The sequence below is a fragment of the Brachybacterium sp. FME24 genome (assembly GCF_014897705.1).
GTDB lineage: Bacteria > Actinomycetota > Actinomycetes > Actinomycetales > Dermabacteraceae > Brachybacterium.
The window spans coordinates 371,757-396,354 of the sequence record NZ_JABUXV010000001.1 but is presented as its reverse complement, the minus strand read 5'-3'; the positions used below and the strand labels follow the sequence as shown (position 1 = coordinate 396,354).

Below are 24,598 nucleotides of genomic sequence, written 5' to 3'. Positions count from 1 at the left end.
CTCCACCCCAGACGGCACGGGCCGACCGCGAACTCTCGCGGTCGGCCCGTGCCGTCTGGGGGGAGCGGGAGCGGGGTCTCAGCCCTCCTCGACGGCCGGCAGGAGGTCGGGGTTCTCCTCGATCCAGGCCACGATGGCCTCGGGGTACTTGCCCTCGCCGTATTCGTTGACGACGGTGTCCTCGAGGCTGCCGTACTGGTCGTCATCGAGCTTGATGCCCCCGATGAACTCGGCGGCGTCGGGGAACTCCTCGGCGAAGCCCTCGCGGGCCAGGAAGTGCAGCGCCTCGGTCTCGCCGAGCGCCCCCTTCGGGTCCTCGAGGTCCTTGACCGGGAAGGACGAGTTCGCCCAGAAGGGCCGCCACAGGGTGACGACGATGTCCTCCTCGGCATCGACGGCGTTGCCCAGCTCGGTGAGCATCGCCGAGGTCGAGGAGGTGACCAGCTCGTACTCGTCCTCCAGCTCGTACTGGGGCATGACCTCGTCCTGCGTGGCCGCGGTGAGGCCGGCGCCGGGCTCGATGCCGACGATGCGGCCGCCGAAGCGGTCGCCCTGGCCCTTGAGCTCCTCGATCGAGGAGATGTCCACGTAGTCCGGCACCGCGATGGTGAGCTTCGCGTTGTCGTAGTACGCGGCGAGATCCTCGATGGAGTCTCCGTACTCCGTCATGTAGTCGGCGTGGGTGACCTCGGGCCAGGCCGAGGGGTAGATATCGATGTCACCGTTGGCCAGCGCGGTGTACAGCAGTGCGGCGTCGGAGATCTGCTCGTGCTCGACGGTGTAGCCCATCTCGGTGAGACGGTTCTCCAGCAGGTACGCGGTGCTCAGACCGTCGGTCCAGGAGGCGATGTAGCCCAGGATGATGGTGCCGCCGGCGGAGCCGCCGCCGCCGTCGGAGCCGCCCCCGTCGCCGGCGTTGTCGTCGGAGGAGCCTCCGCAGGCTGCCAGGCCCAGGCCCGCGAGGGCCGCGCCGCCCAGCAGTGCGGAGCGCCGGGTCAGAGCGTGGCGGGTGAAGGTGGAGCGTCGGTTCTGCATGATCGGGATTCCTTTCGAGAGACGATCATCGGTCGGTGGTCCGGAATTCGCCGCGTCGTCGAGGTGAGCACGACGTGACGATCGGAGAGTGGGGTCAGGTGTGGCCGGCCGTGGCCCGCTGGGCCATCGACTTCTGCGCGATGGCGATCAGGGAGCCCTTGTAGCTGGCCGGGTTGCCGAGTGCGGCGGTCAGGCGGTCGAGGTAGACAGCGAGCAGGACGACACCCACACCGGCCTCGACGCCCTGGGGCAGGTTCAGCGTGTTGATGGCCTGCACGACTTCCTTGCCGGAGCCGTCGGCGCCGACCATGCCGGCGATGACGGCCATCGACAGGGAGAGCATGATGACCTGGTTGACGCCCGCCATGATCGTGGGCACCGCCAGCGGCAATTGGATGCCTCGGAGGATCTGACCCGGGGTGGCGCCGAACGATTCGCCGGCCTCCACGGTCTCGGAATCGACCTGACGGATGCCCAGCTCGGTCATGCGCACGCCCGGGGGCAGCGCGAAGATGATGGTCGAGAAGATGCCGGGGACCACGCCGATCGAGAAGAACGTGACTGCCGGGATCAGGTAGACGAAGGCGGGCATCGTCTGCATGAAGTCCAGGACGGGCCGCACGAACGCGCTGACCGTGCTGTTCGTGGCCGCGAGGATGCCCACGGGTACGGCGATGATGATCGCGAAGAACGTGGCCACCAGCACCTGGGCCATGGTCTGCATCATCGGTTCCCACTGGTCGATCGCCAGGGCGAACAGGAAGAAGACCGCGGTCGCGATGCCGAATCGCCAGGAGCGGAACACCAGGGCGAGCACGGCGAACAGCAGCACCATCAGCAGGGCGGGGAGGAAGAGCAGCGTGTCGGTGAGGCCATCGATGAGCAGGCTCATCAGCCAGCTGAACGCGTCGAACAGCCATGAGACATTGGCCTTGAGCCATTCGATCAGCCAGTTGGCGCCGTCGCCGAGCGGGATGCGCAGGAAGAACTCGTCATCGGGGTTCATCGGGCATCACCTTCCGGGGAGATCGACGTGGTCAGGGCGGGCGCGGCATCGTCGTCCTCCGAGAGGGCGGCGCCGGCTGCGGTCAGCAGCGTGACGCGCGGGATCACTCCGGCGAAGTGCCCGGCCCCGTCCGTGACGATGAGGGGGCTGAGGTTCTGGGCCGAGAGCGTGAAGAGCTCAGCGATCGGGGTGTCGTGCGAGACCACGGGCATTCCGTGCTCGGTCGACCAGGGCAGGGCCTCCTCGCCATCGCGGACGGCACGGGCGACGTCGTCCTCCCACAGCACTCCGGCAGGAGTGCGGTCGCGCTTGAGCACGACCAGCCAGGGAGTCTGCGACTCACGCAGCAGCTTGTGCGCGGTGCGCGGGCCCTGCGCGGCACCGAGAGTCTCCTGCGGCTGCTCCATGATCGACGAGGCCGAGAGCACGCGGCTGCGGTCGACGTCCTGGATGAAGCGGGCCACGTAGTCGTTGGCGGGCTCGTTGAGGATCTCGTCCGACGTGCCGACCTGCACGATTCGGCCGTCGCGCATCATGGCGATCCGGTCGCCGATGCGCATGGCCTCGTTGAGGTCGTGGGTGATGAACAGGACCGTCTTCTCCAGGCGCTGCTGGAGCTCGATGAGCTGATCCTGCATATCGCGGCGGATCAGGGGGTCCAGGGCGCTGAACGCTTCGTCCATGAGCATGATGTCGGTGCCGGCGGCCAGCGCGCGGGCGAGCCCCACGCGCTGCTGCATGCCGCCGGAGAGGGCAGAGGGTCGGTAGCCGCCCCACCCCTCCAGGCCCACCATCTCCAGGGCCTCGGTGGCCTTCGCCTCGCGGTCACTGCGGTTCATCCCGCTGACCTCGAGCCCGTAGGCGGCGTTCTCGCCGACCGTGCGGTGAGGCAGGAGGGCGAAGTGCTGGAACACCATGGAGATGCGTCGGCGACGCACCTCGCGGATCTTGGCGGGGGACATCGAGGACAGCACCTCGTCGCCGATGCGCAGTTCACCATCGGTCGCCGGGAGGAGACCGTTGACCATCCGGATCAGGGTGGACTTGCCCGAGCCGGACAGTCCCATCACCACGAAGATCTCTCCGGGGTCGACGCTGAAACTCGCATCGATGACGGCAGCGGTGAGCCCGTCTGCTCGCAGTTCGTCGCGGCTCCTGCCCTGGCGGAGCGCTTCCACTCCCCGGGCGGGTCGTCGACCGAACACCTTGTACAGACCCTCGGCGGTGATCACTGGCGGCACTTGGGCTCCTTCGTGGGCAGACGTTCAACGACTATCGACCGGTTTCCGACTGCCTCTTCCCCTGTGATGCACGACTCCGGTCCGGTATGCCATCCTCACAAGCCCTTGGGCCGGCGGCAAACGGTCGCGCCCAGGAACAGGGGTTTTACCGCTCGCGAAGGCGGCCCGCGCCCGGTGTCGCCGGTTGCGGGCATCTGTCGGAAACCACGGGGTGGCCTGGGGCGACGACGGTGCACGGTGAGCGTCGGATCCGATGTGCGGACTGTCGGACAATCCGGAGATAACTATTCGATCACGCAGGCCGTGTCTGTCTCGCAGGTCACCGCAGCAACGGCCCGCGACGGTACGCAGCCGGCCCTGCGCGAGTGTCGATCCGCTCCGGGAGAGCACCCGAGCGAGCGCCGCGGGCGTCGGTCGACGGTGCTCAGCCCCGCGAGGGGAGGGTCTGCGCCAGGAAGCCGACGGTCTGCTGCCACGCGGCCTCGGCCGACGGGGCGTGGTGCAGGAACGGGTGCGGATTGTCGAAGGCATGCCCGCCGCCCTCGTGCAGCTCCAGGCGTACCTGCTCCCTGCTGCCCCCCGCGGTGACCGCGTCACGGATCTGCTCGACCTGATCGATCGGGATGAAGGTGTCGGCGGTGCCGAAGTGGTGCAGGCTCGGCACGGTGACGTGCTCGGCGAGCGCGAGGAGTGTCGACAGCGCGGAGCCGTAGTAGCTGACCAGGATCGCCGGCGGTCGCTCCTCCTGGGCCGCGGCCGCCGCGGCCGAGAAGGCCAGACCGCCGCCGTAGCAGAAGCCGAACAGGCCCACCCGTTCGGCGTCGACGGCGCCGTGAGCGCGCAACGCGTTCACCGCGGCCAGGGCGTCGGCCTCGGCTCGGTCCCACGGGAGCTGCTGAGTCAGGGCCATGCCTTCCTCGAGCCAGGACTCGGCGTCATCCCAGTCCTCCAGCCCCACCAGGGGCGGGTCCAGGCGGGCGAACAGCTGGGGGGCGAGCACCGCGTAGCCCAGCGCGGCGAGATCTGCGCACCGCTGCTGCATGTACTCGGACAGACCGAAGATCTCCTGCAGCACCACGAGGCCGGGGATCGGCCGTTCGAGATTCTCGGGGAGCCAGAGCAGTCCTGGCAGGTCGCCGGCGTCGGTCGGGATCGGAAGCGTCGTTGCACTCACGCCGTGACCTTACCGCGCCGGGGCCAGGTGGAGCCTGCCGACTAGTCTGGGCACCGCACGACCGTGCCGCCAGCGGTGACTGTCCGACCCGAGCAGGAGAAGGCCCCATGATCACCATCGCCCGAGGTGATGAGCTCGCGCCGCAGCACCGACGGGAGATCGCCGCCGTCTTCACCCGCGGTTTCGCCGAGGACTTCGCCTTCTTCTCGAAGGACCCCGAGGTGCTCGCGGACGCCTTCGCGCCGCTCCTCCAGCTCGACCGCTTCCATGTCGCCTCCGTGGACGGCGAGCTCGCGGCACTTGCCACCCTCACCACCGGGGACCAGCAGACCTTCGCGCCCGACCCCCGCACGATGCGCCGACACCTCGGAATCGTGCGCGGCACGATCTGCGATCGGGTGATTCGCTCCTGGTTCATGGGCATCTCTCCGGGAGCCGCCGCAGGAGCGAGCGAGATCGGCTTCGTGACCACCGCTCCGTCGTTCCAGGGGCGCGGGGTGGGGACCGCGCTGCTGCGGCACCTGATCGCCCTGCCCGGGCACCGCTCCTTCGTGCTCGAGGACATCAAGGACACCAACGAGGCCGCGCTCGGGCTCTATCGCAAGCTCGGATTCATCGAATACCGGCGCAAGGCCGTCCGCTTCCCTCGCTTCGCAGGCTTCGACGCGCTGGTCTCCATGAAGCTCGACCTGGAAGACCCCGGCCGCATCGGCTCTCAGGCGAACAGCGCGAGCCCGTAGACCACGAACAGCACCAGGTGGACGGCTCCGTGCACAGCGGTCATCCGCGGTGCGCTGGCCGAGATCGCGCAGACCGCGAGGGTCACGCCGAGCAGCAGCAGGTTCACGGGTGACTCGGCGAGGACGGCCTGCTGACCGGTGGCGAGGGCGATCACCAGCACTGTGGGGATCGTGAGACCGAAGGTCGAGACCAGCGCGCCGTGGCACAGGTTCACCACACGCTGGATCTCCCCGCCGAGCGCGGCCCGGACCGCGGTGATCGACTCCGGGGTGAACACGATCATCGCGATGAGCACGCCGCCGAGCGCGGCCGGTGCGCCGACCCGGGCCAGGCCCTGGTCGAGCAGCCCTGCCATGTCGTGCGAGAGCAGGATGATCGGCAGCACCGTGGCCACCAGCAGGGCGGATCGCGTCAGCAGCTCGGCGCGATGCTCGACGAGGATCTGCCTGATCGGTGTGGGGGAGGAGGTCGCGGGTTCGCGGCCCGGGCAGCTCGTCTCGCGCACCGGCATGTCGACTTCTCGGAAGTCGCCGGCCTGCGCACCGGCCTGGCGCCACAGGAAGAATCCGTACAGCACGACGGTGACCGCGATGACCACGAGCGCCTGGACCGACGTGAACGTGCCGTCGGCGCCGATCATCCCGGGCACCGCGAAGGTCAGGGCCCCCAGGGCCACCAGCATCACGAGGTAGGTCGCAGTGCCCACGCGATTCGGCGCCAGGCCGCCGTGGCGGATACCAGCGGCGACCAGGGAGATCCCGAGCGCCAGGTTCAGGATGATCATCGAGACGGCCATCACCGAGTCGCGGGCGATCGTGGCGTGCTCGCCCGGGCCCAGCATCACGGCCGCGATCAGCACCACCTCGATCACCACGATCGAGAGGGTCAGCACGAGCGTGCCGTACGGATCGCCGAGACGGTGGGCGAGGGCCTCGGCCTGCTGGACCACACCGCCGGCAGCGATGACGATCACCGTCACGATCGCGGCCAGCGCGAGCAGCAGGGCCACGGCAGGCAACGGCTGCGCCAGCCACGGAGCGAGCAGGGCGAGCGCCACCACGGACACCCAGCCGAGGGCGAGACGCACCAGGGCGGTACGGGAGAGGACGGTGCGCAGGAGAGGGGTGCCGGTGAGGGCGGCGGAGCGGTCGAGGGACGGCATGGGGATGCTTCCTGTTCCGAGGCCGTCCTCGCCGGGGTCCTGGCGGCCGGGTCGTCCCGGTCGCGGCGCCGTCAGCTCGTGCGCGGCGTCCCTCTACGGTAGGTGATCCGGGCGGGAGAGGCAGGTCGTGGTGGGGGATCTGACCCCGGAGACGGCCAGGGATGCCCCTGCTAGAGTCGCCGATCAGTGACACGGGGTGCCGTCGGCGGACGACGGCTGAGAGCAGACCCGTCGAACCTGCCTGGTCAACACCTGCGAAGGGATCGTCACCCATGACTACGAGGACGCCCGGAATCCGTCTCCAGCACTCCCTGGAGGCCCTGCGCGAGCGCAACCCGCTGGTCCATTGCCTCACCAACACCGTGGTCCAGCAGATCACCGCCGACGTCCTGCTGGCCGTGCGCGCTGCCCCGGCGATGGTCGACCATCCCCAGGAGGCGCCCGTCTTCGCCGCGGTCGCCGACGGCCTCCTGATCAACACCGGAACCGTCGCGCCCAGCCAGGTCACGGCGATGCCTGCGGCCGCCCGCGCCGCCCGCGATGCCGGCCGGCCCTGGGTGCTGGACCCCGTCGCCGTCGGCTCCCTGCCCGTGCGCACGCCGCTGGCCCAGGAGCTCCTCGCGCTCGAGCCCACCGCGATCCGCGCCAACGCCTCCGAGATCGCCGCGCTCGCCGGAGCCGGAGTCGGGGGCCGCGGCGTCGACTCCCTCGACTCCGTCGACGCCGTGCTCGGGGCAGCCCGCGATCTCGCCCGCCGCAGCGGCGCCGTGGTCGCCGTCTCCGGGGAGCGCGACGTGATCGTCTCTGCGGATCGGACCACGGTGCTCACCAGCGGTGACGCCATGCTCACGCGCGTGATCGGCACCGGCTGCTCCCTCGGGGCGACCTGCGCCGCCGTGCTCGGTGCCACCCGCGGAAGCACTCTGACCCCGCATGACGCGGTGCTCGCCGCCCACGCGCTGCACGGCGCCGCCGGGACCATCGCCGCCCGCACGGCGCCGGGAGTCGGTTCCTTCGCAGTCGCCTGGCTGGATGCCCTGGACACTCTCGTCCCCGAGGCCGTCCTCGCCCTGGTGCGGCTCGAGGAGACCTCGGCCCCGACGGACGCGGCATGAGCCGCTCCTCGCTGCGCGTCGCGCATGCCGCGGACCTGCGCCTGTACTTCGTCACCGATTCCGCGCTCTGCGGCGGGATCGACGCCGTGCCCGACGTGGTCCTCGCGGCCGTGCGCGGTGGAGCCGGCATGATCCAGCTGCGCGACAAGCAGGCCTCCGATGCCGACCTCGCCGAACTGGTGGAGCAGTGCCGACGGATCCTGGCCTCGGGACTCGGACCGCGGGCAGCGCAGATCCCGCTGGTCGTCAACGACCGGCTCGCCGTCGCCGAGCAGACCCGTTGCCATCTGCACGTGGGTCAGGGCGACGCCTCGCCCGCGCAGGCGCGGGAGGTCCTCGGCGCAGAGCTCATGATCGGTCTGTCGACCGGGACTGCCGAACAGGTGCGCGAGGCTCTCGCCGAGGGAGTGGCCGACATCCTCGGCATCGGCCCGATCCGCGCCACTGCCACCAAGACCGACGCCGCCGCCCCGCTCGGGCTCGACGGGCTCGCCGCCTGCCTCGCGCCGTGGAAGACCGCGAGGGGGCGTCACCCATCGGCTGCGGCCGGTCTGCCGCGCACCGTCGCCATCGGGGGCCTCGACGACACGCTCGTCTCGGACGTCGCAGCGACCGGGATCGACGGCATCTGCGTGGTCTCCGCGATCGCCACCGCCGCCGACCCGCAAGCGGCCGCAGCCTCCCTGCTGGGAGCGTTCGACCACGGGAGGGGGCAGCGATGACGCGCCCGGAGCGCGACCGGTCCACCCGCCCCCGACCCGAGGAACGTCCTGCCATGCGGCCACCCATCGCCATGACCATCGCCGGCTCCGATTCCGGCGGCGGCGCCGGCATCCAGGCCGACCTGAAGACCTTCACCGCGCTCGGCGTGTACGGCACCTCGGCGATCACGGCTCTGACCGCGCAGAACACGCTCGGCGTCCAGGCCGTGATCCCGATCGATGCGAGCGGTGTCCTCCAGCAGATCACCAGCGTGCTCGAGGACATCCCGCTCGGCGCGACGAAGATCGGCATGCTCGCCTCCGCCGAGGTGATCACGGCCGTCGCGGAGGTCATCGAGAGTCGGCAGGCGCTGTTCGGGCGCATCGTGCTGGACCCTGTCATGGTCGCCACCAGCGGGGACGTTCTGCTGCCCGACCTCGCCACGGAGATCCTGCGGGAGCGACTGCTCCCGCTCGCGCACCTGATCACCCCGAATCTGCCCGAGGCCGCGCGGCTCCTGGGCGAGGACGAGGCCCAGAACGTCGACGCGATGCAGGATCAGGCGGTGCGGCTGCGCGAGCTCGGTGCGGCGGTCGTGCTCCTCAAGGGCGGGCACCGCGAGGGGGAGGAGATGGTCGACGTCGTCGCCCACCCAGGAGGTGTGGAGCTGCTGCGGGCGCCGCGGGTGCGCACCCGCGCGACCCACGGCACCGGGTGCACGCTCTCGGCAGCGATCGCCGCGCAGTATGCCCGCATCACCGTCGCGCGGGGGCAGGGCGCAGAGAGGCTCCGCAGGCTCGCCCGCACTGCGGACGCCGCCTATGAGAGCCGCGGTGAACCGGAGTCAGGTGATGACCTCGCGGCGATCAGGGCGGGTCGGGACTTCCTGCAGCGGGCACTGCTCGGCGGCGCCGAGCAGCAGATCTCCGTCACCCCGACACTGGGGCACGGGCCGGTCGACCATCTGGTGACCATCGCGCGTCACGACGCGCAGGGCTGAGTCGGGCTCGAGCCCTGCGCGCCGCGATGCCGTGAGGAACCGTCCGGGCCTCAGGCGGTGTGCGCGGTGAGATGCGGCGTGCCGGTATGGACGGGGCCGGTGGCCTCGACCAGATCGGCGAGATCGGCCAGTTCAGCCTGCTCGAGCAGCTCGGCCTGTTCGCTGTCGTGATCCTGAGTGCTGCGGCGTGCATCGTCGCGCGCCACCTCCTGCAGGGTGTCGGCCTCGAGATAGTCGAAATGTTCGGCAGCGGTGTCGTGCGTATCGGTGACCTTCATCGGAATCCTCCTGGCGCCATCAGGCGGTGTTCACTGGCCGTTCATCGACCAGGTGCGCCCAGCATGGCATCACACCCTCGGATTACCAGGTACGACACCTGGAAGAATTGTGGATGACCGAGAGGTGGGGAGGAAAGCTCTCGCGTGGGGGCGAAGAGGCTTCCGGTGCGGAGCGCGCCGGCCGACAGAAAGCCGCGTGCCGCGTGCAGCGAGCGAGCGGTCCGGCTCAGCGTCAGTGGTCGTCGGGATGCTGCGGGGGAGGATCGTCCTGGGTGGCGCGGCGGCGGTCGTCCTCGGCATCCTCGTCCGCCTCGGATCCCTTGGGAGTGCGAAAGCCCAGCACGATCCCGAGGATCGTGCCGGCCACGAAACCGATGGTGGCGCCCACGAACAGGTTGTCGGACACGGCCAGCGAGGCGCCGACACCCAGGATGAATCCGATCAGCATGCCGAAGGGCATCCAGGTGGCATCGAAGGTGCGTCGCGAGTCCTGCGTCATGCGTCCTCTGTCCGGTCGGGCCCGCGCGCGGTGCGCAGCAGGGGGTCCCAGAAGCGTAGCCCGGCCTGGCATCACGGCACACGCCGGCCGGTCCGGTCAGGCCCGTGGCATCCGCTGGAGGCAGGCGCGGGTGAGCGGCGTGCTCCGGTAAGGTCCGGTCGTGACTGCTACCCCGACGACTCTCCAGGCGCTGCGCAACCCCCGTCTCCTGACGACCGAGGTACTGGCCGGAGCCGTGACGACTCTCGCCCTCATCCCCGAGGTGATCTCGTTCTCGGTGATCGCGGGCGTGGACCCGAAGGTCAGCCTCATCGCCTCGGTCGTGCTGGCCGTGTCGATGTCGATCCTCGGGGGCCGGCCCGCCATGATCACCGCGGCCGCCGGCGCCGTCGCGCTCGTCGTCGCCCCCCTGGTTCACGAGCACGGCGTCGAATACCTGCTGCCCACCGTGATCGTCGCCGGGATCATCCAGATCCTCTTCGGGGTCACGGGCCTGGCCAGGATCATGCGATTCATCCCCCGCTCGGTGATGATCGGCTTCGTCAACTCCCTGGGCATCCTGATCTTCACCGCCCAGCTGCAGCATGTGCTCGACGTGCCGACGATGGTCTACCCGCTGTTCGCTCTCACCCTGGTGATCGTTCTCGTGCTGCCGAGGCTGACCAAGGCCGTGCCCGCGCCGCTGGTGGCGATCGTGCTGGTCACCGGTATCGCGATGGTCGCCCACTTCACGGTCCCGAACGTCGGTGACCAGGGCGAGATCGCCGGCGGCCTGCCCGGACTCACCCAGCTCCAGGTGCCGCTGGACCTCGAGACCCTCAAGCTCATCGGGCCGACGGCCCTCAGCGTCGCTTTCGTGGGCCTCATGGAGACCCTGCTGACCGCGAAGCTCGTGGACGACATCACCGACACGAAGTCCGCCAAGGGGCGCGAGTCCTGGGCGCTGGGCGCCGCGAACATCCTCGCCGGGTTCTGGGGCGGGATCGCCGGCTGCGCCATGATCGGCCAGACCGTGGTGAACGTGAAGCTCGGCCGTGCCCGCACCCGCGTCTCCACCTTCATCGCCGGCGTGCTGCTGCTGGTGCTGGTCACCGTGCTCTCGGATCTCATGGCGCAGATCCCGATGGCCGCGCTCGCCGCCGTGATGATGGTGGTCGCCCTCTCCACCGTCGACTTCCACAGCATCCGCCTCTCGACCCTGAAGCGCATGCCGCTGTCGGAGACCAGCGTGATGGTGGTGACCGTGGCCGTCGTGGTGGTGACGCACAACCTCGCGATCGGGGTGGCTGCCGGTGCGCTGCTGGCGATGGTCCTGTTCGCCCGGCGGGTGTCACGGGTGACCACGGTCCAGCGCATCGCCGAGCCCGACGGCGTCACCTACTCCGTGCGCGGCCCCCTGTTCTTCGGGAGCAGCAACGACCTCGTCGAGCAGTTCTCCTACGCCGAGGACCCGCCGACCGTCTCGGTCGACTTCTCTGCCGCGCAGATCTGGGATGCCTCCACGGTCGCCGTCCTGGACTCGGTGCAGACCAAGTACGCCGACCACGACATCGAGGTGCGATTCACCGGCCTCGACGAGCATTCCTCTCAGTTCCACGGCCGCCTCACCGGCACCCTCAACTGAGAGGCGGCCCGACACTGGAAACTTTCGGCTCGCAGCGCGGGGTCACCCCCTCCTGAGAGCGTGAGGTCGCACCAGCAACCGTTTCTCAGCGGGTGTCACCTCACCGTTGCCGGGCTAGCGGGATGGGTTCAGCGCTGGGGTGGACCTAAGGTTCTGCCATGCAGAGCCCCCAGCACGCCCTCGACGCGAAGATCCAGGACTACTACGGACTGGGTGAGGAGCACGCCCGCCTGCAGACCCGCTCCGTCGGCGGCCGGCTCGAGTTCGAGCGCGTGCGGCGGCTCGTCTCCGCGCATCTCGCCCCGACCTCCCGGATCCTCGACGTGGGCGGCGCGACCGGAATCCACAGCAGCTGGCTCGCCGAGGCCGGGCACGACGTGACGCTGATCGATCCTGTCGCCACCCAGGTCGCGGCAGCTGCCGAGGTCGACACGTTCGAGGCGGTCGTCGGTGACGCGCGATCTCTCGAGATCCCCTCGCAAAGAGTCGATGCCGTGCTCCTGTTCGGCCCGCTGTATCACCTGTCCGCCCGGGCCGACCGCGACCTGTCGCTCCGCGAGGCGTTGCGCGTGCTCCGCCCCGGAGGTCTCCTCGTCGCCCAGGGCATCACGCGTCTCACCAACGTGGTGGACACAGTGGTCCACGGGGGGCTGGACGCCGTGCGGCATGAGCTGCTGGACATCCTGCGCACCGGGGGGTGGGCCAACGAGTCCGACGGTTTCCCTGGCGGGCACCTCCATACCGTCGCCGAGCTGCGCGAGGAGATCGAACAGTCGGGGTTCGGCGGTGTCCAGGTGCACGGACTGGAGGGCCCGAACCTCGGCGCGCTCGAGATGATCCCTGCCGACGACGAGATCCTCGGCCATGCGGTGCAGCTGGTCGAGGCCGCCGAAGCCCGAGTGCGCGGTACCGGGATCGGCGAAGATCTCCTCGCCGGGTACAGCCCCCACCTGCTGGCGATCGCGACCGCGCCGCAGCCCTGATCGCCGTGAGGCGCGGGGGAGATGCGCCTGGTGGTGGCGCGGCTGACCTGCTCGGCCCCCACCCGGGTTCTGCTCTCTGCAAGACCTGGTGGCCGGTTGATGGAGCCTGCCTACGGTCTCACCAGGGCAGGACCTCCGGGATCGGGTCGGCGCCCAGCACGTGCTGATCGCAGAAGGCGAGCACGGCCTGGTTCCACGCGAGCGCGTTCGACGGGGTCAGCACCCAATGGTTCTCGCTGGTCAGCTGCAGGAAGCGGTGAGGCATGGTCTCGGGCGGGCCGTCCCATCCGGAGACCAGGTCCCACCACAGGCGCAATGCCTCGCTGATCGGCACCCGGTAGTCACGATTGCCGTGCGTGACCAGCATCGGGGTGGTGATCGATGCGGCGGCGCGGTGCGGGGAGTACGCGCCGTACCACTGAGGATCCTCGTCCTCGTGGCGGTGCACCCGCATCTTCGAGGCCGCCGCGTCGGTGGTGCGGTGCTGCTGCTCGAGTGCCCACAGCCCTGCGTGGGTGACGATCGCGTCGAAGCGGTCGCTGTGCCCGGCGATCCAGTTCGCCATGAACCCGCCGAAGGAGGCGCCCAGCAGCGCGGTGCGCGTGTCGTCGAGCTCCGGGCGCGGCAGCACCGAGTCCAGCAGGGTCTCGCATTCGTGGAACACGACATCAGGCAGGCGCGGCCAGCCGCGGTTCAACCCGGCATCCCCGTATCCGGTGGACATCGCCGGATCCGGCATCAGGACCGAGTAGCCGCGCTGCACGGCGAGCCACGGGCACCAGCGCCAGCTCCACGCGTTGTAGGAGCCGTGCGGACCGCCATGGATCCATAGCATGACCGGGGCAGGGGAGTTGGGTGATGCGGAGGTCGGCACGCACAGCCAGCCGCCGACGCTCACGCCGTCGACGTCGGTCTGCACCCATTCCAGGGTGCCGGGGAGAGCACCGAGGGCGCCCGGGGCCGGCAGCTCGGTGGTGGCGCCGCGAGCCGTGATTCGCACCGGGCGCGACGGGGTCGCCACGTCGTTGCGCAGCGCGAACAGGCTCCCGTCGTCGGCGGAGGCGAGAGCGGAATAGACGCCGTCGGCGGCCAGCGTGCGCGCGGTGCCGGTCGCCGGGTCCACGGCGAGGACAGCGCCGGAGGAGTGCAGGTCGCCGGCGACCAGGAGCGTGCCGTCCGCGGCCCACTCCAGGTCACCGATGCTCAGGTCGCCGAGGTCGGCGGTCACCGGCTTGCCGCCACCGATCGGGTGGATCTCCAGGCGGCTGTAGCTGGTGTCGGTCGGGCTGGAGGTCGTCGAGCGGATCACGGCCAGGTGCATGCCGTCCCGGGAGAACAGCGGGCTTCCGTACTGGGCGGCGTCGTCAGCGGTGAGCAGGGCGACGCGGCGAAGGCTCGCGGTGTCGATCAGGACGATCGAGCTGCGGGTCTCGCCGCCGCGCACGCGCTGGGTCCACGACGTCGCGACCGTGCTGCCATCGGGGGAGAGATCCGCCGAGGCGTTATACAGGGTGACGGTGCCGACGTCCGGGGTGAGATCGGTGAGGTCGCCCGCGGGGGAGACCAGGACCAGGCGCCGGCTCGAGTCGCCGATCTCGTGGTCCCACATCCGGATCGGCATGCCGGTATGCCAGATGGTGGTCTGCTTCGCGTCCTTGCGAGCCTTCCGGCGCTCGGCGTCGTCCTCGAGGGCGCCGCCGGGCAGCACACTGGTCGCGCCGAGCATGGTGCCGTCCTCGGCGACGGAGAGCAGGGACAGGCCCCCGGGCGCGGAGGCGACCACCTGGGCCTCACCGGTGACGGGAAGGCGCCAGATGGCGGAGGAGTCCTCCTCCGATTCGCCCTGCGGGTCCGGGCGGGCCGAGCTGAACAGCACCGTTCCGTCCGGGGCGAACGTCGGGGCACTCTCGCCCTCCGCAGAGAAGGTCAGGCGTCGAGCCGGGCGCTCGCCGACGACATCGAGCTCCCAGAGCGAGGAGATCAGCTTCGCACCGTGCTCGTCGGCCTCCTGGATGGCCGCGATCACGCGGCCGTCAGGACCGGCGGCCACGGACGCCAGCCGCGGCACCCGCAGGAGGCCGTCGATGTCGGAGAAGTCAGAGGAGTCAGTGGACGCAGGGGAGTTGGCGGCCTTGGGGGATGCGGCAGCGGAGGTGTCAGGAGTCGGGGTGGTGGCAGTCACACGATCACGCTACCCGGGAACCCACTGCCGGGATGCGCGGTTCACAGCACGCCCAGGCGCTCCTCGAGCATCTGCCGACGGGACTTCCTCACGGGCTTCTCGGCGGCCCCGGTGCTGGTGGCCAGGAGCGCGGCGATCCCCGTGGTGAGCGGAATCGCGAGCACCAGACCGATCGAGGCGATCAGGGTGCGGAACACCTCGGCCGCAATCTCGCCGGCGGCGAGCGTGCCCAGGAACGAGCGCTCCAGCATCGAGGCGAACAGGAGGGTGGGCAGCGCGGACCCGATGTAGGCATAGGCGAGGGTATAGACCGTCGAGGCGATGTGGTCGCGCCCGATGCGCATGGCCGAGGAGAACACCGTCCAGCGGGACGCCGACGGCATCGCGGCGCGCAGCTCCCACACCGAGGACGCCTGCGTGATCGTCACGTCGTTCAGGGCGCCCAGCCCCGAGATGATCACGCCGGCCAGGAAGACGGCCGAGAGCGACACCTCCGGGTTGCTCCCCGCGAGCAGCTTCGCCGCCTCGCCATCAGTTCCGGTCATCCCGGCCGGGCGGCCGGCGGCGAGGGCCGCGACCACGGTGATCGCGATACCGCCGAACGTGCCGAGCACGGCTGTGGTGGTGCGGATGGAGATGCCATGGGCGAAGTAGACGCAGGGGAAGATCATGGCGGAGCCGCCGACGAGGGCGACCAGCACCGCGTCCTCGCCCGCGAGGATCGCCGGCAGCATGAACAGGACGACGATCGCCACCCCAGCGGCGAGTCCGAGGACCGCGCGCAGTCCGGCTCCCCGCGCCACCAGGGCGACCACCAGCAGGTACAGCACGAAGAGAGCGCCCAGGGGGACCCCGCGCTCATGGTCGAAGTAGAAGTAGGGCGCGTCGTCCCCCGCCTCGTCGATCGCGGGGACGCGGATCCGATCACCCGTATGGATGCCGTCTGCGGCGATCTCGGGAGTGACCTCGACCTGCACGTTCTCGTCCCGGATGTCCCCGGAGCGGCCGGTCGCCTCGACGAGCATCGACTCCTGCGGCTGAGTATCCCCCGGAATCGCAGTGACCTCGACCGAGAGGATCTCGACGCCCGGGGCGAGCAGGGCGGCGCTCTCGGGTCGGGAGTCCGAATCCGGCCACAGCCGAATCAGACCGAAGATGGTCAGGAGCAGCAGCGCCACCGTGAGAGAGATGAGCACCGTGCGCGACCGAGGAGAAGCCGGGGCACGTCCGCGGTGTGAGTGGGAGTGTCCCGAAGCCATGGGCGAAGCTTATGTGCACGGGGACTGCTCGCACCTGACAGTCCGGACCGGGACACTAGATGGCCTACTGCGCCCCACGCAAGGCGTAGGTCACCAGGCGATCGATGTTGAGATCGTCGAGCGACACCTTCAGGACCAGCAGCCGGTGATAGCAGGCTCCCCAGAGCTGGTCGACCATGATGTCGACGTCCGCATCTGCATTGAGGCCACCGCTTCGCTGTGCGGAGCGCAGGCGCTCCCGGGCGAGCTCGCGACGGGGGTGCGAGTACGTCCGAGTCCAGGCCTCGGCGAGTTCAGGGTCTGTCTGCGCGGCCCCGATGAGCTCGGACAGGGGTTTTCCGACAGCATCGTCCGAGAGGAGCGCGACGAACGCGGTCAGCTGGGTGACGAGGTCTGCATGAAGGTCTCCCGTGTCGGGGAATTCCAGTGCGAGCTCGCTCTTCGCAAAGTACGCCTCAGCGGCCAGCGCCCCAGGTGATGGCCACCATTTGTACAGCGTGGTCTTGCTCGCGCCGCCCTCTTTCGCGACCCGCTCGAACGTGACCGCCTGCATGCCCTCTGTCAGGAGAAGGCGGCTCGCGGCAGCAAGCACTTCGGCGCGCACCTCCGCGGCAGGCCGACGCCCTCGTCCCCGTCGCGTCACCTGTGCGTCACTCATCGCTCACTCCTTCTAGTGGACGGTTCGTTCATTACGGTGCTACTCTCCGTTATGAACAACATGTTCACATCCTATCTGATGGAGGAACCATGACAAGCACTGTGGATCGCGTCGCCATCATCACGGGCGGCTCCGGCGGGATGGGGCGGGTCAGCGCCGAGCGCCTTGCCGAGGACGGCCTCGCGGTCGTCGTCCACTACGCCGGCAACAAGGAGCGCGCCGAGGGAATCGTCGCAGGAATCGTCTCGGCGGGCGGCCGGGCCGTCGCCGTGGGCGGGGACATCGCCGACGACCAGGACATGGCAGCGGTGTTCGATGCCGCGGAGCGCGAGTTCGGCGGCGTGGATGTGCTCGTGCACACGGCGGGCATCATGCCGCTCTCGCCGATCGCGCAGTTGGATCTGGAGGTGTTCGACCGGGTGCAGCGCACGAACGTGCGCGGCACATTCGTCGTCGATCAGCTCGCGGCGCAGCGGATGCGCGGTGGCGGAGCGATCATCAACTTCTCCACCTCGGTGACTCGCTTACAGATCCCCGGATACGGCGCGTACGCGGCGTCCAAGGGCGCGGTCGAGGCGATCACCCTCATCCTTGCTCGCGAGCTGCGCGGGCGCGACATCACCGTCAACGCCGTCTCTCCCGGCCCGACCGCGACGCCCCTGTTCTTCGAGGGCAAGAGTCAGGAGCAGATCGACGGGATCGCCGGCTTGACTCCGATGGAACGCCTGGGCACGCCGGAGGACATGGCCGAGGTCGTCTCCTTCCTCGCCGGCCCTGCGCGATGGGTCAACGGCCAGACGCTCCACGTCAACGGCGGCGGAGCCTGAGGCAGACGGCGGGCACAGGGGAACTCCCATGAGCACCGTCCTGATCACGGGAACCTCCGCGGGCGTCGACCGCGCGGCACTCCCGCATCGGCAGGCTCGCTGCGACGGGACGCCGGTGGGCGTCGGCAGCAATACCCCCGTCACGACGCCGCCGTTCCTCGGCCCCGGCGTGTTGACGTTCAACGACCTGACCCGCGAAGCCTCCGTACGACGCCTGGGATTCGCAGAAACCTTGGAGCTGACGCAATGACCACGCTGAGCCGTCGAGAACGACCGATCCCGAATACTGTGGCAGGCATACTTCTCGCTGCCACGATGCTGGCCGGCTGCACAGCCGCCCCAGCCCCCGGACCACCGCAGAACGGAACAGCAGAGACGTCCCCCTCCGACGCGTCGTTCGCGTCGCTCGGCGAGATCACGGAGCTCAGCACGGAACTGGTATCCCCTTGGGGGCTCACATTCCTCCCCGACGGCTCCGCTCTGGTCTCCGAGAGGATCACCGGGCAGATTCTGAGGGTCGCCGCTGACGGCGGCGACCCCGTCCCCGTCGGCGTGGTGCCCGACGTCGACGTGTCCTCAGAAGGCGGGCTCCTCGGCATCGTCGCCTCACCGGACTTCGACGACGACCGCACCGTGTTCGCCTCCGTATCCGGCGCCGACGAGAATCGGATCGTGGCAGTCACGATCGCCGACGACTACGCGTCTCTCGAAGTCGATCAGGTGCTCCTCGACGGCATCCAGACTGCCGATCGACACCACGGCGGCCGCCTCACCATCGGCCCCGACGGACACCTATGGATCGGCACCGGCGACGCCTTCGAACCCGAGAACGCGGCCACCGCAGAGTCACTGAACGGGAAGATCCTCCGCATCGGGCTCGACGGCTCGATCCCCGAAGACAACCCGGGCGACACTCCGATCTACTCCAGTGGGCACCGCAACGTCCAAGGCATCGCCTTCGGACCCGACGGCACCGCCTACGCCTCAGAGCTCGGGCACCGCACCTGGGACGAGATCAACGTCCTCCAACCAGGACTCGACTACGGCTGGCCCGAGACAGAAGGCACCAGCGGAGACACGGGTGAGCCACCGATCGCAACAATCCACCCCGACGACGCGAGCCCATCCGGTCTCGCCTATGCACACGGCTCCCTGTGGGTCGGAGCGCTCGGCGGTCAGCGACTCTGGCAGATCCCCGTCGACGGGAACTCCTCCACCCATGACCCCATCGCTCACCTCGTCGGTGACTACGGTCGCATCCGCACGGTGGAAGTCGCCCCCGACGGGGCACTCTGGGTGGTGACGTCCAATACGGACCGCGCAACCTGGGGCGGCACCGACGCTCGCCCTGGTGACGATCGCATCCTCCGCATCGAGATCACCGCACCGAAGATGTCATGACGCGCTCGGCCGTCCGTGGGATTCGATCACGCCACGGTCATTGCGCTGGACCGCAACGCAGGGTCTTGGGACGCCTGCGACTTCACGATCTCTCGGGGCGCAGGGGGCGCGCTCCCTTGGTGTCGTGGGTCATGACGTCGTCGACGCGGGGACGGCGGCAGGCGTGGCCGCGCAGCCGAAGAGCGATCGCATCGCGCTGTCCTGCTGAGAATGACGTCATGACCAACTGCAACTCGTGCCCCCGAGACGATTCGAACGTCCGACACCCGGTTTAGGAGTCCTGGGTACGTAGAAGCGCGCGGCGTTGCAGGCGGTGCACGGGGTGTCCAAAGGGAGCGGATCGACGGCGATTGCGTCGTCGGGAGTCACCAGGGGGTCACGCACCGACGTGCCCAGCAGCTCCGAAAGCGGCGAGCGCGGTACCTGTGTAGACCAGGTGCCGCCCCGCTTGTTGCTGCGGTTGGCGGGGAGGGGCACGCGAGGCCGCCCGCGGCCGCTGCGCGGGGCCCCGCCCCAGCCGGCCGCGCGGCGGCGGAGCCGCCGCCTTGAGTCAGTAGGGAAAGTTCTCACCGGCGGCATGAAAGACCACTCGTACGCGATCTACTTCCCGTCCATTGATTCCCTTGCCGCGAGGAGGGTCGGCATCTGCTCGTTGAACGTCCCACGCGCGCATGCCGGGTCCGGGCAGCGTCAGACGCGCTGACGCCACCCGAGCCGAACTCGGCTGTCACTCTGCGGCGCGTCGTTGCAGCACACGGCCTCGCCGGTCCCGGCTGGGGGTCACGACCCTGCAGTGCGGGCAGCCCATTAGCAGCCACTGCGCGGAGACCGTCACCGTCATCACGGCCTGGTCCCGTTGAACCGCCTCGACCTGCACGTTGGGCGGTCTAAGCAGCACGTCACATCGGGCACACGGGTCGGTAGTGGTGGGCGCACCGGCCCACCGTAGCGTTGGACGGCGGCGAGGTCCTCGAAGTCGAACATTGGTCGGTGCTTCTGATCATCGGGGACCTTGACTCCTACGCTCTGCATATCACCCCAAGCGCGTAACTCCCCACCAGATCGACGAAGAACCGCGTTCTTGACTGCGAGAAGCAGTCCACGTAACCTTGAAGACATTTCAAAGGAGGCCAAAGTGCCCGTACACTCCGGTTCGTCCACAATCGCAGACACGATGAAGAGAAATAGCCTCTATATTCTTGCTCTTGGCGCGGCCGGAGCCTTGCTGGGGTTCTGGATCATAGACTCCCAGGCTCTTGCATTTGCTGGCCTTTTAACTATCGCTATCGGAGCCATAATCGCGGTCGTCTCAGCTGTGGTTTCGAGAAGGCAGAGGGTGACTGGGGAATAGCGAGAGGCTCACCTACACCATATCCCCGGCCGCATTGATGGTAGCGCGGCCGGGGATATGGTGTAGATGGCACGTGTTCAGCGGCGGTGGGCGTCCTTTCTGTGCGCCGTCTTAGATGTCCTCGTCGCTAACGCAGAATGTCTTGGGAAGCGTGGCGGTCTTGGCCCACTTCCTGATTACTGCGCCGCTGCGCCGAGGCGCCCCCAGCACTACGAGAGTGTTCGTCCAAGACGTCTTTCCAAGGAATGGGATCTCCTCGGCCGTCTGTCCGGCAAAGAGCAGGCATGAGACTGATATGATTTGCCACTTGTGCACCTTGAGGCAGACACTTCCCATCGGCCGGGCCTCGGTACCCGACTCGAGGTCGCGCTCTGTGTTAATGGTCGATGTTTCTGCGAAGTTCTCGCGATACATGTCGAGCACTTGCCGCACGTCGCGCTACACGCACGTCGCAGCACGCACGTCGCAGCACGCACGTCGCAGCACGCACGTCGCAGGAAGCGAAGGCGCGGCGGCTCTCGCACTGGTGAACGGACGAGCGGGTGTCACACGGGTGTCACGCGAAGCAGATCGCTCTCTGGAGAGTGCGTTATGACGTGCAAACTTGCTGGTCAGATCAGTGCCCCCGAGACGATTCGAACGTCCGACACCCGCTTTAGGAGAGCGGTGCTCTATCCCCTGAGCTACGGGGGCGATCCTGCCCGGCGGTCATCATCCGGCGACGCACGGGCGCGGTCATCTTAGCGCCCATGGCAGGATCGGGGCATGCCGAGCCAGCCGCACGAGACCCTCGCCACCGCCGCCACAATCGTGCTGGCCGGCGGTGCCTCCTCCCGCCTCGGCGGTACGGACAAGACGCGCGTGCCGATCGCCGGGACCAGCACGCTGCAGCGCGTGCTGCGTGCCGCCCCGTCGGGTCGGCGCATCGTCGTCGGCCCCGACGGTCAGGATGGCACCGCGCTCGCGCACGGCCATGGCGCTCGCTTCGTGCTGGAGGACCCGCCGCGCTCCGGGCCGCTCGCGGCCCTCGCCCGCGGAGTCGCCGAGATCCCGCCGGAGGCCACCGAGGCCATCGTGCTGGTCCTCGGTGGCGACATGCCACTGCTGCGGGCCGAGACCCTGGCCTCCCTGGTGGCGGCGAGCAGCGCCGAACAGCGGGTGGTAGCGCTCGCAGCCGGCGACGGCCACGTCCAGTTCCTCTGCGCCGCCTGGCCGCTCGCGCGCCTGCGCAGCGCGCTCGCCGCGGTCGAGGACCCTGACGGCGGCTGGGCGGACCTCAGCCTGCGCCGCCTCTACGCCCAGCTCGGCGACGACGAATTGGCCACACGCGCCCCCATCGGAAGCGAAGGAGCGGATATCGACACCCCCGACGCCCTGGAGGAGGTGCGCCGCGTCGCCGGCCCCCGCATCGCCCTCGCCCAGATCGAGGTCTCCGAGGATGTCGCGGTCACCGCCGACACCGTGCGCGGAGCCGTCGCCGAGGCCGCGGCCGCCGGCGCCCACCTGGTGCTGCTGCCCGAAGCGACCCTGACCCCCTTCGGCACCGACCTGCGCGCGGCGGCCGACGCCCACCACACCGCCTTCGAGCGCCTCGTGCAGGAGCTCGCCGACCAGTACGGCCTCGTCGTGGTCGCGGGGTCCTTCACCCCGGCCGCCGCCGGCCGTGTGCACAACACCGTGATCGTGCGCGGTCCGGCCGTGCGCGAGGACACGAGCGATACCGGTCCTGCCACCCCTGTCGTCTACGCGGACTATCGCAAGATCCATCTGTTCGACGCGTACGGTTCCCGCGAGTCCGAGACCGTCGCCCCCGGCGAGGAGCTCGTCACGATCGACCTCGACGGGACCCGGCTGGGCATCGCCACCTGCTATGACGTGCGGTTCCCCGAACAGTTCACCGCCCTCGCCCACCGTGGTGCGCACGCCATCCTGCTGCCCCTGGCCTGGGCCGACGGCGATGGCAAGAGCGAGCAGCTGCGACTGCTGCTGCAGGCCCGCGCCCTGGACTCCACCACCCTGATCCTCGCCGCGGACCAGGCGCCGCCGGCGGACTACTCCGGCCGGGCCGCGCGCGGCATCGGGCAGAGCGCCGTCGTCGGTCCCCTCGGGCAGATCGGTCAGGAGCTGGGCCGGGAACCGGGACTGCTGCTGGTCGATCTCGATCTCGCAGAGATCGAAGCGGCGCGGGCTGCCCTGCCGGTCCTCGAGCACGGGGTCCCGCTTCCGGGGAACTGACCGGCCGAACCGGGACACGAGACAGGGCGCGCGTGGGCGCCGTGACCAGGTGTCGCCCAGCGGCTGCGACGTCGGTCACCGTCCAGCTCTGCGTCAGCGCGCGGGCGTAACCTGCAGCCGTGATTCCTGTGACCCACCGCCACGCACCTGTTCGCCCTGCGACGCTGCTGGCGCTCTGCGCGGCGCTGATGCTCGCCGCGACGGCGCTGCTGCCCGCCCCGGCCCACGCTCACGACACCTTGATCTCCTCGGATCCGGCCGACGGGGCGACCCTCGAGGTCCAGCCCGACGCCATCACCCTGACGTACTCCGCGGACGTCCTCGAGGTGAGCCCCGTGGTGCGGATCGTCGACGAGTCCGGCGAGACCCTCACCGAGGTGACGCCCACGATCGACGGCCCGACCGTGACCGCGCCCGTGGAGGAACCGCTCCCGGCCGGCACCCACACCGTGCAGTGGCGCGTGGTCTCCAGCGATGGTCATCCGATCGAAGGCACCTTCACGATCACGGTGGAGCAGGGCGCCGACGAGGCAGCTGGACCGAGCGATGCGGGCGGTACGGCCGGCGACGCCGGGGGAGCAGGGGCCAGCGACTCCGGAGGTGCGGAGGAGACCACTCCCGCTGCGACCGCCGAAGCGGACGAGGAGACTCCCTCGGAGGGAGAGAGCTCCTCGATGCCGCTGCTGCTGGGCGTCGTGGGTGTTGCCGTGGTCGGGGTCGCGATCGCCGCGTTCTTCGCCCTGCGCAAGCGCACCTGACGAGGCCCTGAGCCCTCGCCTGGGGGCCTGAGGCACGGAGAAGCCCCCGACGCCCAGCGTCGGGGGCTTCTCTTCACAAGCGGAGAGGGGCGATCAGTTGCCCTGTTCGCCGCCCTTGTTCTCGTCGCCACCGAGACCGAGCTGGTCGCGGGCGGCGTCGGCACCGGAGTCGACGTGCTCGTCGATGTTGTCCGGGGTGCGCTCCTTGATCTGCTCGGTCGCAGCGTCGATCCCCTGTTCGGCCTGCTCTGAGTTCTCGCTAGCGAACCCCTTGGCCTTGTTCAGCGCGTCGTCGAAGCCCATGATCGGTGTCCTTTCGTTCGCGGAACCGCCCCACGCGGGGCGACACCGCCAACTTACGACGCCCGCGAGCTGTGACTCAAATGTGACCCCCACATCGACCGCCTTCTGGGCGAATTTGCCCGGTTGTGGCTGCATTCGGGGCAAGCTGCGCAATACTGGATGCGTGAATCTGCGTATTTCTGAAAGTGACGAGAAGTCGGGGGCGTCCGGGGCGTCCGTCGTGCGCGTCCCTCGGGACCGTTCGGCCCGCTGGGACCACGTGCTCACCCTGCTGGCGACCACCAAGCGGCTGGCGGTGTCCGAGGTCGCCGAGGAGCTCGGGATCAGCGAGTCCACGGTGCGGCGCGACTTCATGGAGATGGAGCGCGCCCAGTTGGCACGGCGAACCCACGGCGGCATCGTGGCCGTCGATGTGGCGTACTCGCTCGCCGCTGTGCCTCGTGCCACCGACGAAGGATCCGCCCAGCGTGACCGGGTGGCAGATCGAGCTGTCAGCCTGGTCGAGGCCGGGCAGATCATCGGCTTCAACGGAGGGCGCACCACCACCTCCACGGCGCGTCGCGCCGTGGCGCGCCCCGATATCGACTCCCGCGACGGCTCTCCGGGACTGACGGTGGTGTGCGCGGCCCTGAACATCGCCACCGAGGCGGTGCTGCGGCCCGCTGTGCGCACGGTGGTGCTCGGGGGTGTCGCCGAGCCGTACTCCTTCGAGCTCACCGGCCCGCTGGCCACCGCGACCATGCGTGATCTGTGGCTGGACACGATGTTCGTCGGCACCGTCGGGCTCGACATCAGTGCAGGCCTGACCTGCAACTCCGATGCGGAAGCCGGGGTCACGCGCATCATGATCGGTCACTCCCGACGCGTGGTCGGCCTCGCCACGGCAGACAAGATCGGCCATCGCGCCCTGGCCGGAATCTGCCCGGTCTCGGTCCTCACGGACCTGATCATCGCCGGGCCCGTCCCCGACGACCTGCGCGCGCACCTCGAGGAGGCGTCGGTGCGCCTGCATGAGGTGTGAGCAGGACCAGCACTCATGCACGGCACGCCTGCACGAGCAGACG

General features: G+C 69.5%; 23 protein-coding genes, 1 tRNA gene and 1 riboswitch. Of the genes, 12 read left to right on the top strand and 12 right to left on the bottom strand.

All coding sequences use genetic code 11. From position 1 onward, the window contains the following. Positions 1 to 78: 78 nt before the first annotated feature. The 4 genes from INT51_RS01860 to INT51_RS01845 form a co-directional block, all read right to left on the bottom strand. On the bottom strand, positions 79 to 1,035 hold the full coding sequence (locus INT51_RS01860; RefSeq protein ID WP_193103480.1) for a glycine betaine ABC transporter substrate-binding protein: 957 nt from the start codon (positions 1,033 to 1,035) through the stop codon (positions 79 to 81). Between the two features lie 94 nt (positions 1,036 to 1,129). Further along, positions 1,130 to 2,041 (bottom strand): proline/glycine betaine ABC transporter permease, encoded by a 912-nt coding sequence (locus INT51_RS01855; protein ID WP_193103479.1) that lies wholly within the window; start codon positions 2,039 to 2,041, stop codon positions 1,130 to 1,132. Continuing rightward, entirely contained in the window at positions 2,038 to 3,282 is a 1,245-nt protein-coding gene (locus INT51_RS01850) for a glycine betaine/L-proline ABC transporter ATP-binding protein (RefSeq protein ID WP_193103478.1), read from the bottom strand. Before INT51_RS01850 ends, INT51_RS01855 begins: the two co-directional genes overlap by 4 nt. A gap of 424 nt (positions 3,283 to 3,706) precedes the next feature. Next, a complete protein-coding gene (locus INT51_RS01845) occupies positions 3,707 to 4,456 on the bottom strand; it encodes a dienelactone hydrolase family protein (RefSeq protein WP_193103477.1) in 750 nt (249 codons plus the stop codon). A gap of 107 nt (positions 4,457 to 4,563) precedes the next feature. On the opposite strand from INT51_RS01845, the gene INT51_RS01840 reads away from it, so the two are divergent. Further along, positions 4,564 to 5,196: a GNAT family N-acetyltransferase gene (locus tag INT51_RS01840; protein ID WP_193103476.1), complete on the top strand. Its 633-nt coding sequence runs from the start codon at positions 4,564 to 4,566 to the stop codon at positions 5,194 to 5,196. Here INT51_RS01840 and INT51_RS01835 read toward each other — a convergent pair. After that, positions 5,172 to 6,359 carry a calcium:proton antiporter gene (locus tag INT51_RS01835; RefSeq protein WP_193103475.1) on the bottom strand — a complete coding sequence of 396 codons (1,188 nt, stop codon included), beginning with the start codon at positions 6,357 to 6,359 and terminating at the stop codon, positions 5,172 to 5,174. The two genes, INT51_RS01840 and INT51_RS01835, sit on opposite strands and share 25 nt — an antisense overlap. A 182-nt stretch (positions 6,360 to 6,541) precedes the next feature. Continuing rightward, positions 6,542 to 6,640: riboswitch (TPP riboswitch) on the top strand. Between INT51_RS01835 and thiM the strand changes: the two genes are divergently transcribed. The 3 genes from thiM to thiD all read left to right on the top strand — a co-directional run bounded on the left by thiM (position 6,632) and on the right by thiD (position 9,176). Then, positions 6,632 to 7,474 carry a hydroxyethylthiazole kinase gene (gene thiM / locus INT51_RS01830; RefSeq protein ID WP_193103474.1) on the top strand — a complete coding sequence of 281 codons (843 nt, stop codon included), beginning with the start codon at positions 6,632 to 6,634 and terminating at the stop codon, positions 7,472 to 7,474. Its footprint overlaps the riboswitch before it by 9 nt. After that, positions 7,471 to 8,196, top strand: a complete 726-nt coding sequence (gene thiE / locus INT51_RS01825; RefSeq protein WP_193103473.1) for a thiamine phosphate synthase — start codon at positions 7,471 to 7,473, stop codon at positions 8,194 to 8,196. Before thiM ends, thiE begins: the two co-directional genes overlap by 4 nt. Before the next feature lie 53 nt (positions 8,197 to 8,249). Continuing rightward, on the top strand, positions 8,250 to 9,176 hold the full coding sequence (gene thiD / locus INT51_RS01820; protein WP_193103472.1) for a bifunctional hydroxymethylpyrimidine kinase/phosphomethylpyrimidine kinase: 927 nt from the start codon (positions 8,250 to 8,252) through the stop codon (positions 9,174 to 9,176). 50 nt (positions 9,177 to 9,226) lie between these two features. Here the strand turns inward: thiD and INT51_RS01815 are convergent, their stop codons facing one another. Together INT51_RS01815 and INT51_RS01810 are read right to left on the bottom strand one after the other, a co-directional pair. Beyond that, the gene (locus tag INT51_RS01815; protein ID WP_193103471.1) at positions 9,227 to 9,454 is read right to left on the bottom strand and encodes a hypothetical protein; all 228 of its coding nucleotides are present in this window, start codon (positions 9,452 to 9,454) and stop codon (positions 9,227 to 9,229) included. 232 nt (positions 9,455 to 9,686) lie between these two features. After that, positions 9,687 to 9,953 (bottom strand): hypothetical protein, encoded by a 267-nt coding sequence (locus INT51_RS01810; protein WP_193103470.1) that lies wholly within the window; start codon positions 9,951 to 9,953, stop codon positions 9,687 to 9,689. A 160-nt stretch (positions 9,954 to 10,113) separates the two neighbouring features. Here INT51_RS01810 and INT51_RS01805 point away from each other — a divergent pair, with 160 nt between their 5' ends. Together INT51_RS01805 and INT51_RS01800 are read left to right on the top strand one after the other, a co-directional pair. Further along, positions 10,114 to 11,577 carry a SulP family inorganic anion transporter gene (locus tag INT51_RS01805; protein ID WP_193103469.1) on the top strand — a complete coding sequence of 488 codons (1,464 nt, stop codon included), beginning with the start codon at positions 10,114 to 10,116 and terminating at the stop codon, positions 11,575 to 11,577. A gap of 158 nt (positions 11,578 to 11,735) precedes the next feature. Continuing rightward, complete coding sequence (locus INT51_RS01800; protein ID WP_193103468.1) at positions 11,736 to 12,560, top strand: bifunctional 2-polyprenyl-6-hydroxyphenol methylase/3-demethylubiquinol 3-O-methyltransferase UbiG; 825 nt, start codon at positions 11,736 to 11,738, stop codon at positions 12,558 to 12,560. Between the two features lie 118 nt (positions 12,561 to 12,678). On the opposite strand, the gene INT51_RS22610 is transcribed toward INT51_RS01800, so the two are convergent. From INT51_RS22610 to INT51_RS01785, 3 genes are all read right to left on the bottom strand, one after another. Then, on the bottom strand, positions 12,679 to 14,742 hold the full coding sequence (locus tag INT51_RS22610) for an alpha/beta fold hydrolase (RefSeq protein ID WP_304502045.1): 2,064 nt from the start codon (positions 14,740 to 14,742) through the stop codon (positions 12,679 to 12,681). Positions 14,743 to 14,783: 41 nt separating this feature from the next. Then, positions 14,784 to 16,001 (bottom strand): YibE/F family protein, encoded by a 1,218-nt coding sequence (locus INT51_RS01790; RefSeq protein WP_193103467.1) that lies wholly within the window; start codon positions 15,999 to 16,001, stop codon positions 14,784 to 14,786. Positions 16,002 to 16,065: 64 nt separating this feature from the next. Next, complete coding sequence (locus INT51_RS01785; RefSeq protein WP_193103466.1) at positions 16,066 to 16,659, bottom strand: TetR/AcrR family transcriptional regulator; 594 nt, start codon at positions 16,657 to 16,659, stop codon at positions 16,066 to 16,068. Positions 16,660 to 16,748: 89 nt separating this feature from the next. Between INT51_RS01785 and INT51_RS01780 the strand changes: the two genes are divergently transcribed. From INT51_RS01780 to INT51_RS01770, 3 genes are read left to right on the top strand one after another with little or no spacing between them, the layout of a single operon-like run. Beyond that, entirely contained in the window at positions 16,749 to 17,486 is a 738-nt protein-coding gene (locus INT51_RS01780; protein WP_193103465.1) for an SDR family oxidoreductase, read from the top strand. A 28-nt stretch (positions 17,487 to 17,514) separates the two neighbouring features. Further along, positions 17,515 to 17,736, top strand: coding sequence for a hypothetical protein (locus INT51_RS01775; RefSeq protein WP_193103464.1), 222 nt, complete (start codon positions 17,515 to 17,517; stop codon positions 17,734 to 17,736). Further along, complete coding sequence (locus INT51_RS01770; protein WP_193103463.1) at positions 17,733 to 18,887, top strand: sorbosone dehydrogenase family protein; 1,155 nt, start codon at positions 17,733 to 17,735, stop codon at positions 18,885 to 18,887. The genes INT51_RS01775 and INT51_RS01770 overlap by 4 nt, the downstream gene beginning before the upstream one ends. A gap of 1,971 nt (positions 18,888 to 20,858) precedes the next feature. Here INT51_RS01770 and INT51_RS01765 read toward each other — a convergent pair. Further along, positions 20,859 to 20,931 (bottom strand) — tRNA-Arg (locus INT51_RS01765). Positions 20,932 to 21,003: 72 nt separating this feature from the next. Here INT51_RS01765 and INT51_RS01760 point away from each other — a divergent pair. After that, entirely contained in the window at positions 21,004 to 22,473 is a 1,470-nt protein-coding gene (locus tag INT51_RS01760) for a nitrilase-related carbon-nitrogen hydrolase (RefSeq protein WP_193103462.1), read from the top strand. 119 nt (positions 22,474 to 22,592) lie between these two features. Beyond that, positions 22,593 to 23,231 carry a copper resistance CopC family protein gene (locus INT51_RS01755; RefSeq protein ID WP_304502044.1) on the top strand — a complete coding sequence of 213 codons (639 nt, stop codon included), beginning with the start codon at positions 22,593 to 22,595 and terminating at the stop codon, positions 23,229 to 23,231. A 93-nt stretch (positions 23,232 to 23,324) separates the two neighbouring features. Here INT51_RS01755 and INT51_RS01750 read toward each other — a convergent pair whose 3' ends face one another. Then, positions 23,325 to 23,534, bottom strand: a complete 210-nt coding sequence (locus tag INT51_RS01750) for an antitoxin (protein WP_193103461.1) — start codon at positions 23,532 to 23,534, stop codon at positions 23,325 to 23,327. Between the two features lie 163 nt (positions 23,535 to 23,697). On the opposite strand from INT51_RS01750, the gene INT51_RS01745 reads away from it, so the two are divergent. After that, a complete protein-coding gene (locus tag INT51_RS01745; RefSeq protein ID WP_304502043.1) occupies positions 23,698 to 24,555 on the top strand; it encodes a DeoR/GlpR family DNA-binding transcription regulator in 858 nt (285 codons plus the stop codon). The last annotated feature ends 43 nt before the right edge of the window (positions 24,556 to 24,598 follow it).

Excerpts from the sequence above, each read along its gene's own strand:
- INT51_RS01860 (WP_193103480.1), bottom strand. The coding sequence starts at position 1,035 with ATGCAGAACCGACGCTCCACCTTCACCCGCCACGCTCTGACCCGGCGC.
- INT51_RS01855 (WP_193103479.1), bottom strand. The coding sequence starts at position 2,041 with ATGAACCCCGATGACGAGTTCTTCCTGCGCATCCCGCTCGGCGACGGC.
- INT51_RS01840 (WP_193103476.1), top strand. The coding sequence starts at position 4,564 with ATGATCACCATCGCCCGAGGTGATGAGCTCGCGCCGCAGCACCGACGG.
- INT51_RS01835 (WP_193103475.1), bottom strand. The coding sequence starts at position 6,359 with ATGCCGTCCCTCGACCGCTCCGCCGCCCTCACCGGCACCCCTCTCCTG.
- thiM (WP_193103474.1), top strand. The coding sequence starts at position 6,632 with ATGACTACGAGGACGCCCGGAATCCGTCTCCAGCACTCCCTGGAGGCC.
- thiE (WP_193103473.1), top strand. The coding sequence starts at position 7,471 with ATGAGCCGCTCCTCGCTGCGCGTCGCGCATGCCGCGGACCTGCGCCTG.
- thiD (WP_193103472.1), top strand. The coding sequence starts at position 8,250 with ATGCGGCCACCCATCGCCATGACCATCGCCGGCTCCGATTCCGGCGGC.
- INT51_RS01815 (WP_193103471.1), bottom strand. The coding sequence starts at position 9,454 with ATGAAGGTCACCGATACGCACGACACCGCTGCCGAACATTTCGACTAT.
- INT51_RS01810 (WP_193103470.1), bottom strand. The coding sequence starts at position 9,953 with ATGACGCAGGACTCGCGACGCACCTTCGATGCCACCTGGATGCCCTTC.
- INT51_RS01800 (WP_193103468.1), top strand. The coding sequence starts at position 11,736 with ATGCAGAGCCCCCAGCACGCCCTCGACGCGAAGATCCAGGACTACTAC.
- INT51_RS01790 (WP_193103467.1), bottom strand. The coding sequence starts at position 16,001 with ATGGCTTCGGGACACTCCCACTCACACCGCGGACGTGCCCCGGCTTCT.
- INT51_RS01785 (WP_193103466.1), bottom strand. The coding sequence starts at position 16,659 with ATGAGTGACGCACAGGTGACGCGACGGGGACGAGGGCGTCGGCCTGCC.
- INT51_RS01780 (WP_193103465.1), top strand. The coding sequence starts at position 16,749 with ATGACAAGCACTGTGGATCGCGTCGCCATCATCACGGGCGGCTCCGGC.
- INT51_RS01775 (WP_193103464.1), top strand. The coding sequence starts at position 17,515 with ATGAGCACCGTCCTGATCACGGGAACCTCCGCGGGCGTCGACCGCGCG.
- INT51_RS01770 (WP_193103463.1), top strand. The coding sequence starts at position 17,733 with ATGACCACGCTGAGCCGTCGAGAACGACCGATCCCGAATACTGTGGCA.
- INT51_RS01760 (WP_193103462.1), top strand. The coding sequence starts at position 21,004 with ATGCCGAGCCAGCCGCACGAGACCCTCGCCACCGCCGCCACAATCGTG.
- INT51_RS01750 (WP_193103461.1), bottom strand. The coding sequence starts at position 23,534 with ATGGGCTTCGACGACGCGCTGAACAAGGCCAAGGGGTTCGCTAGCGAG.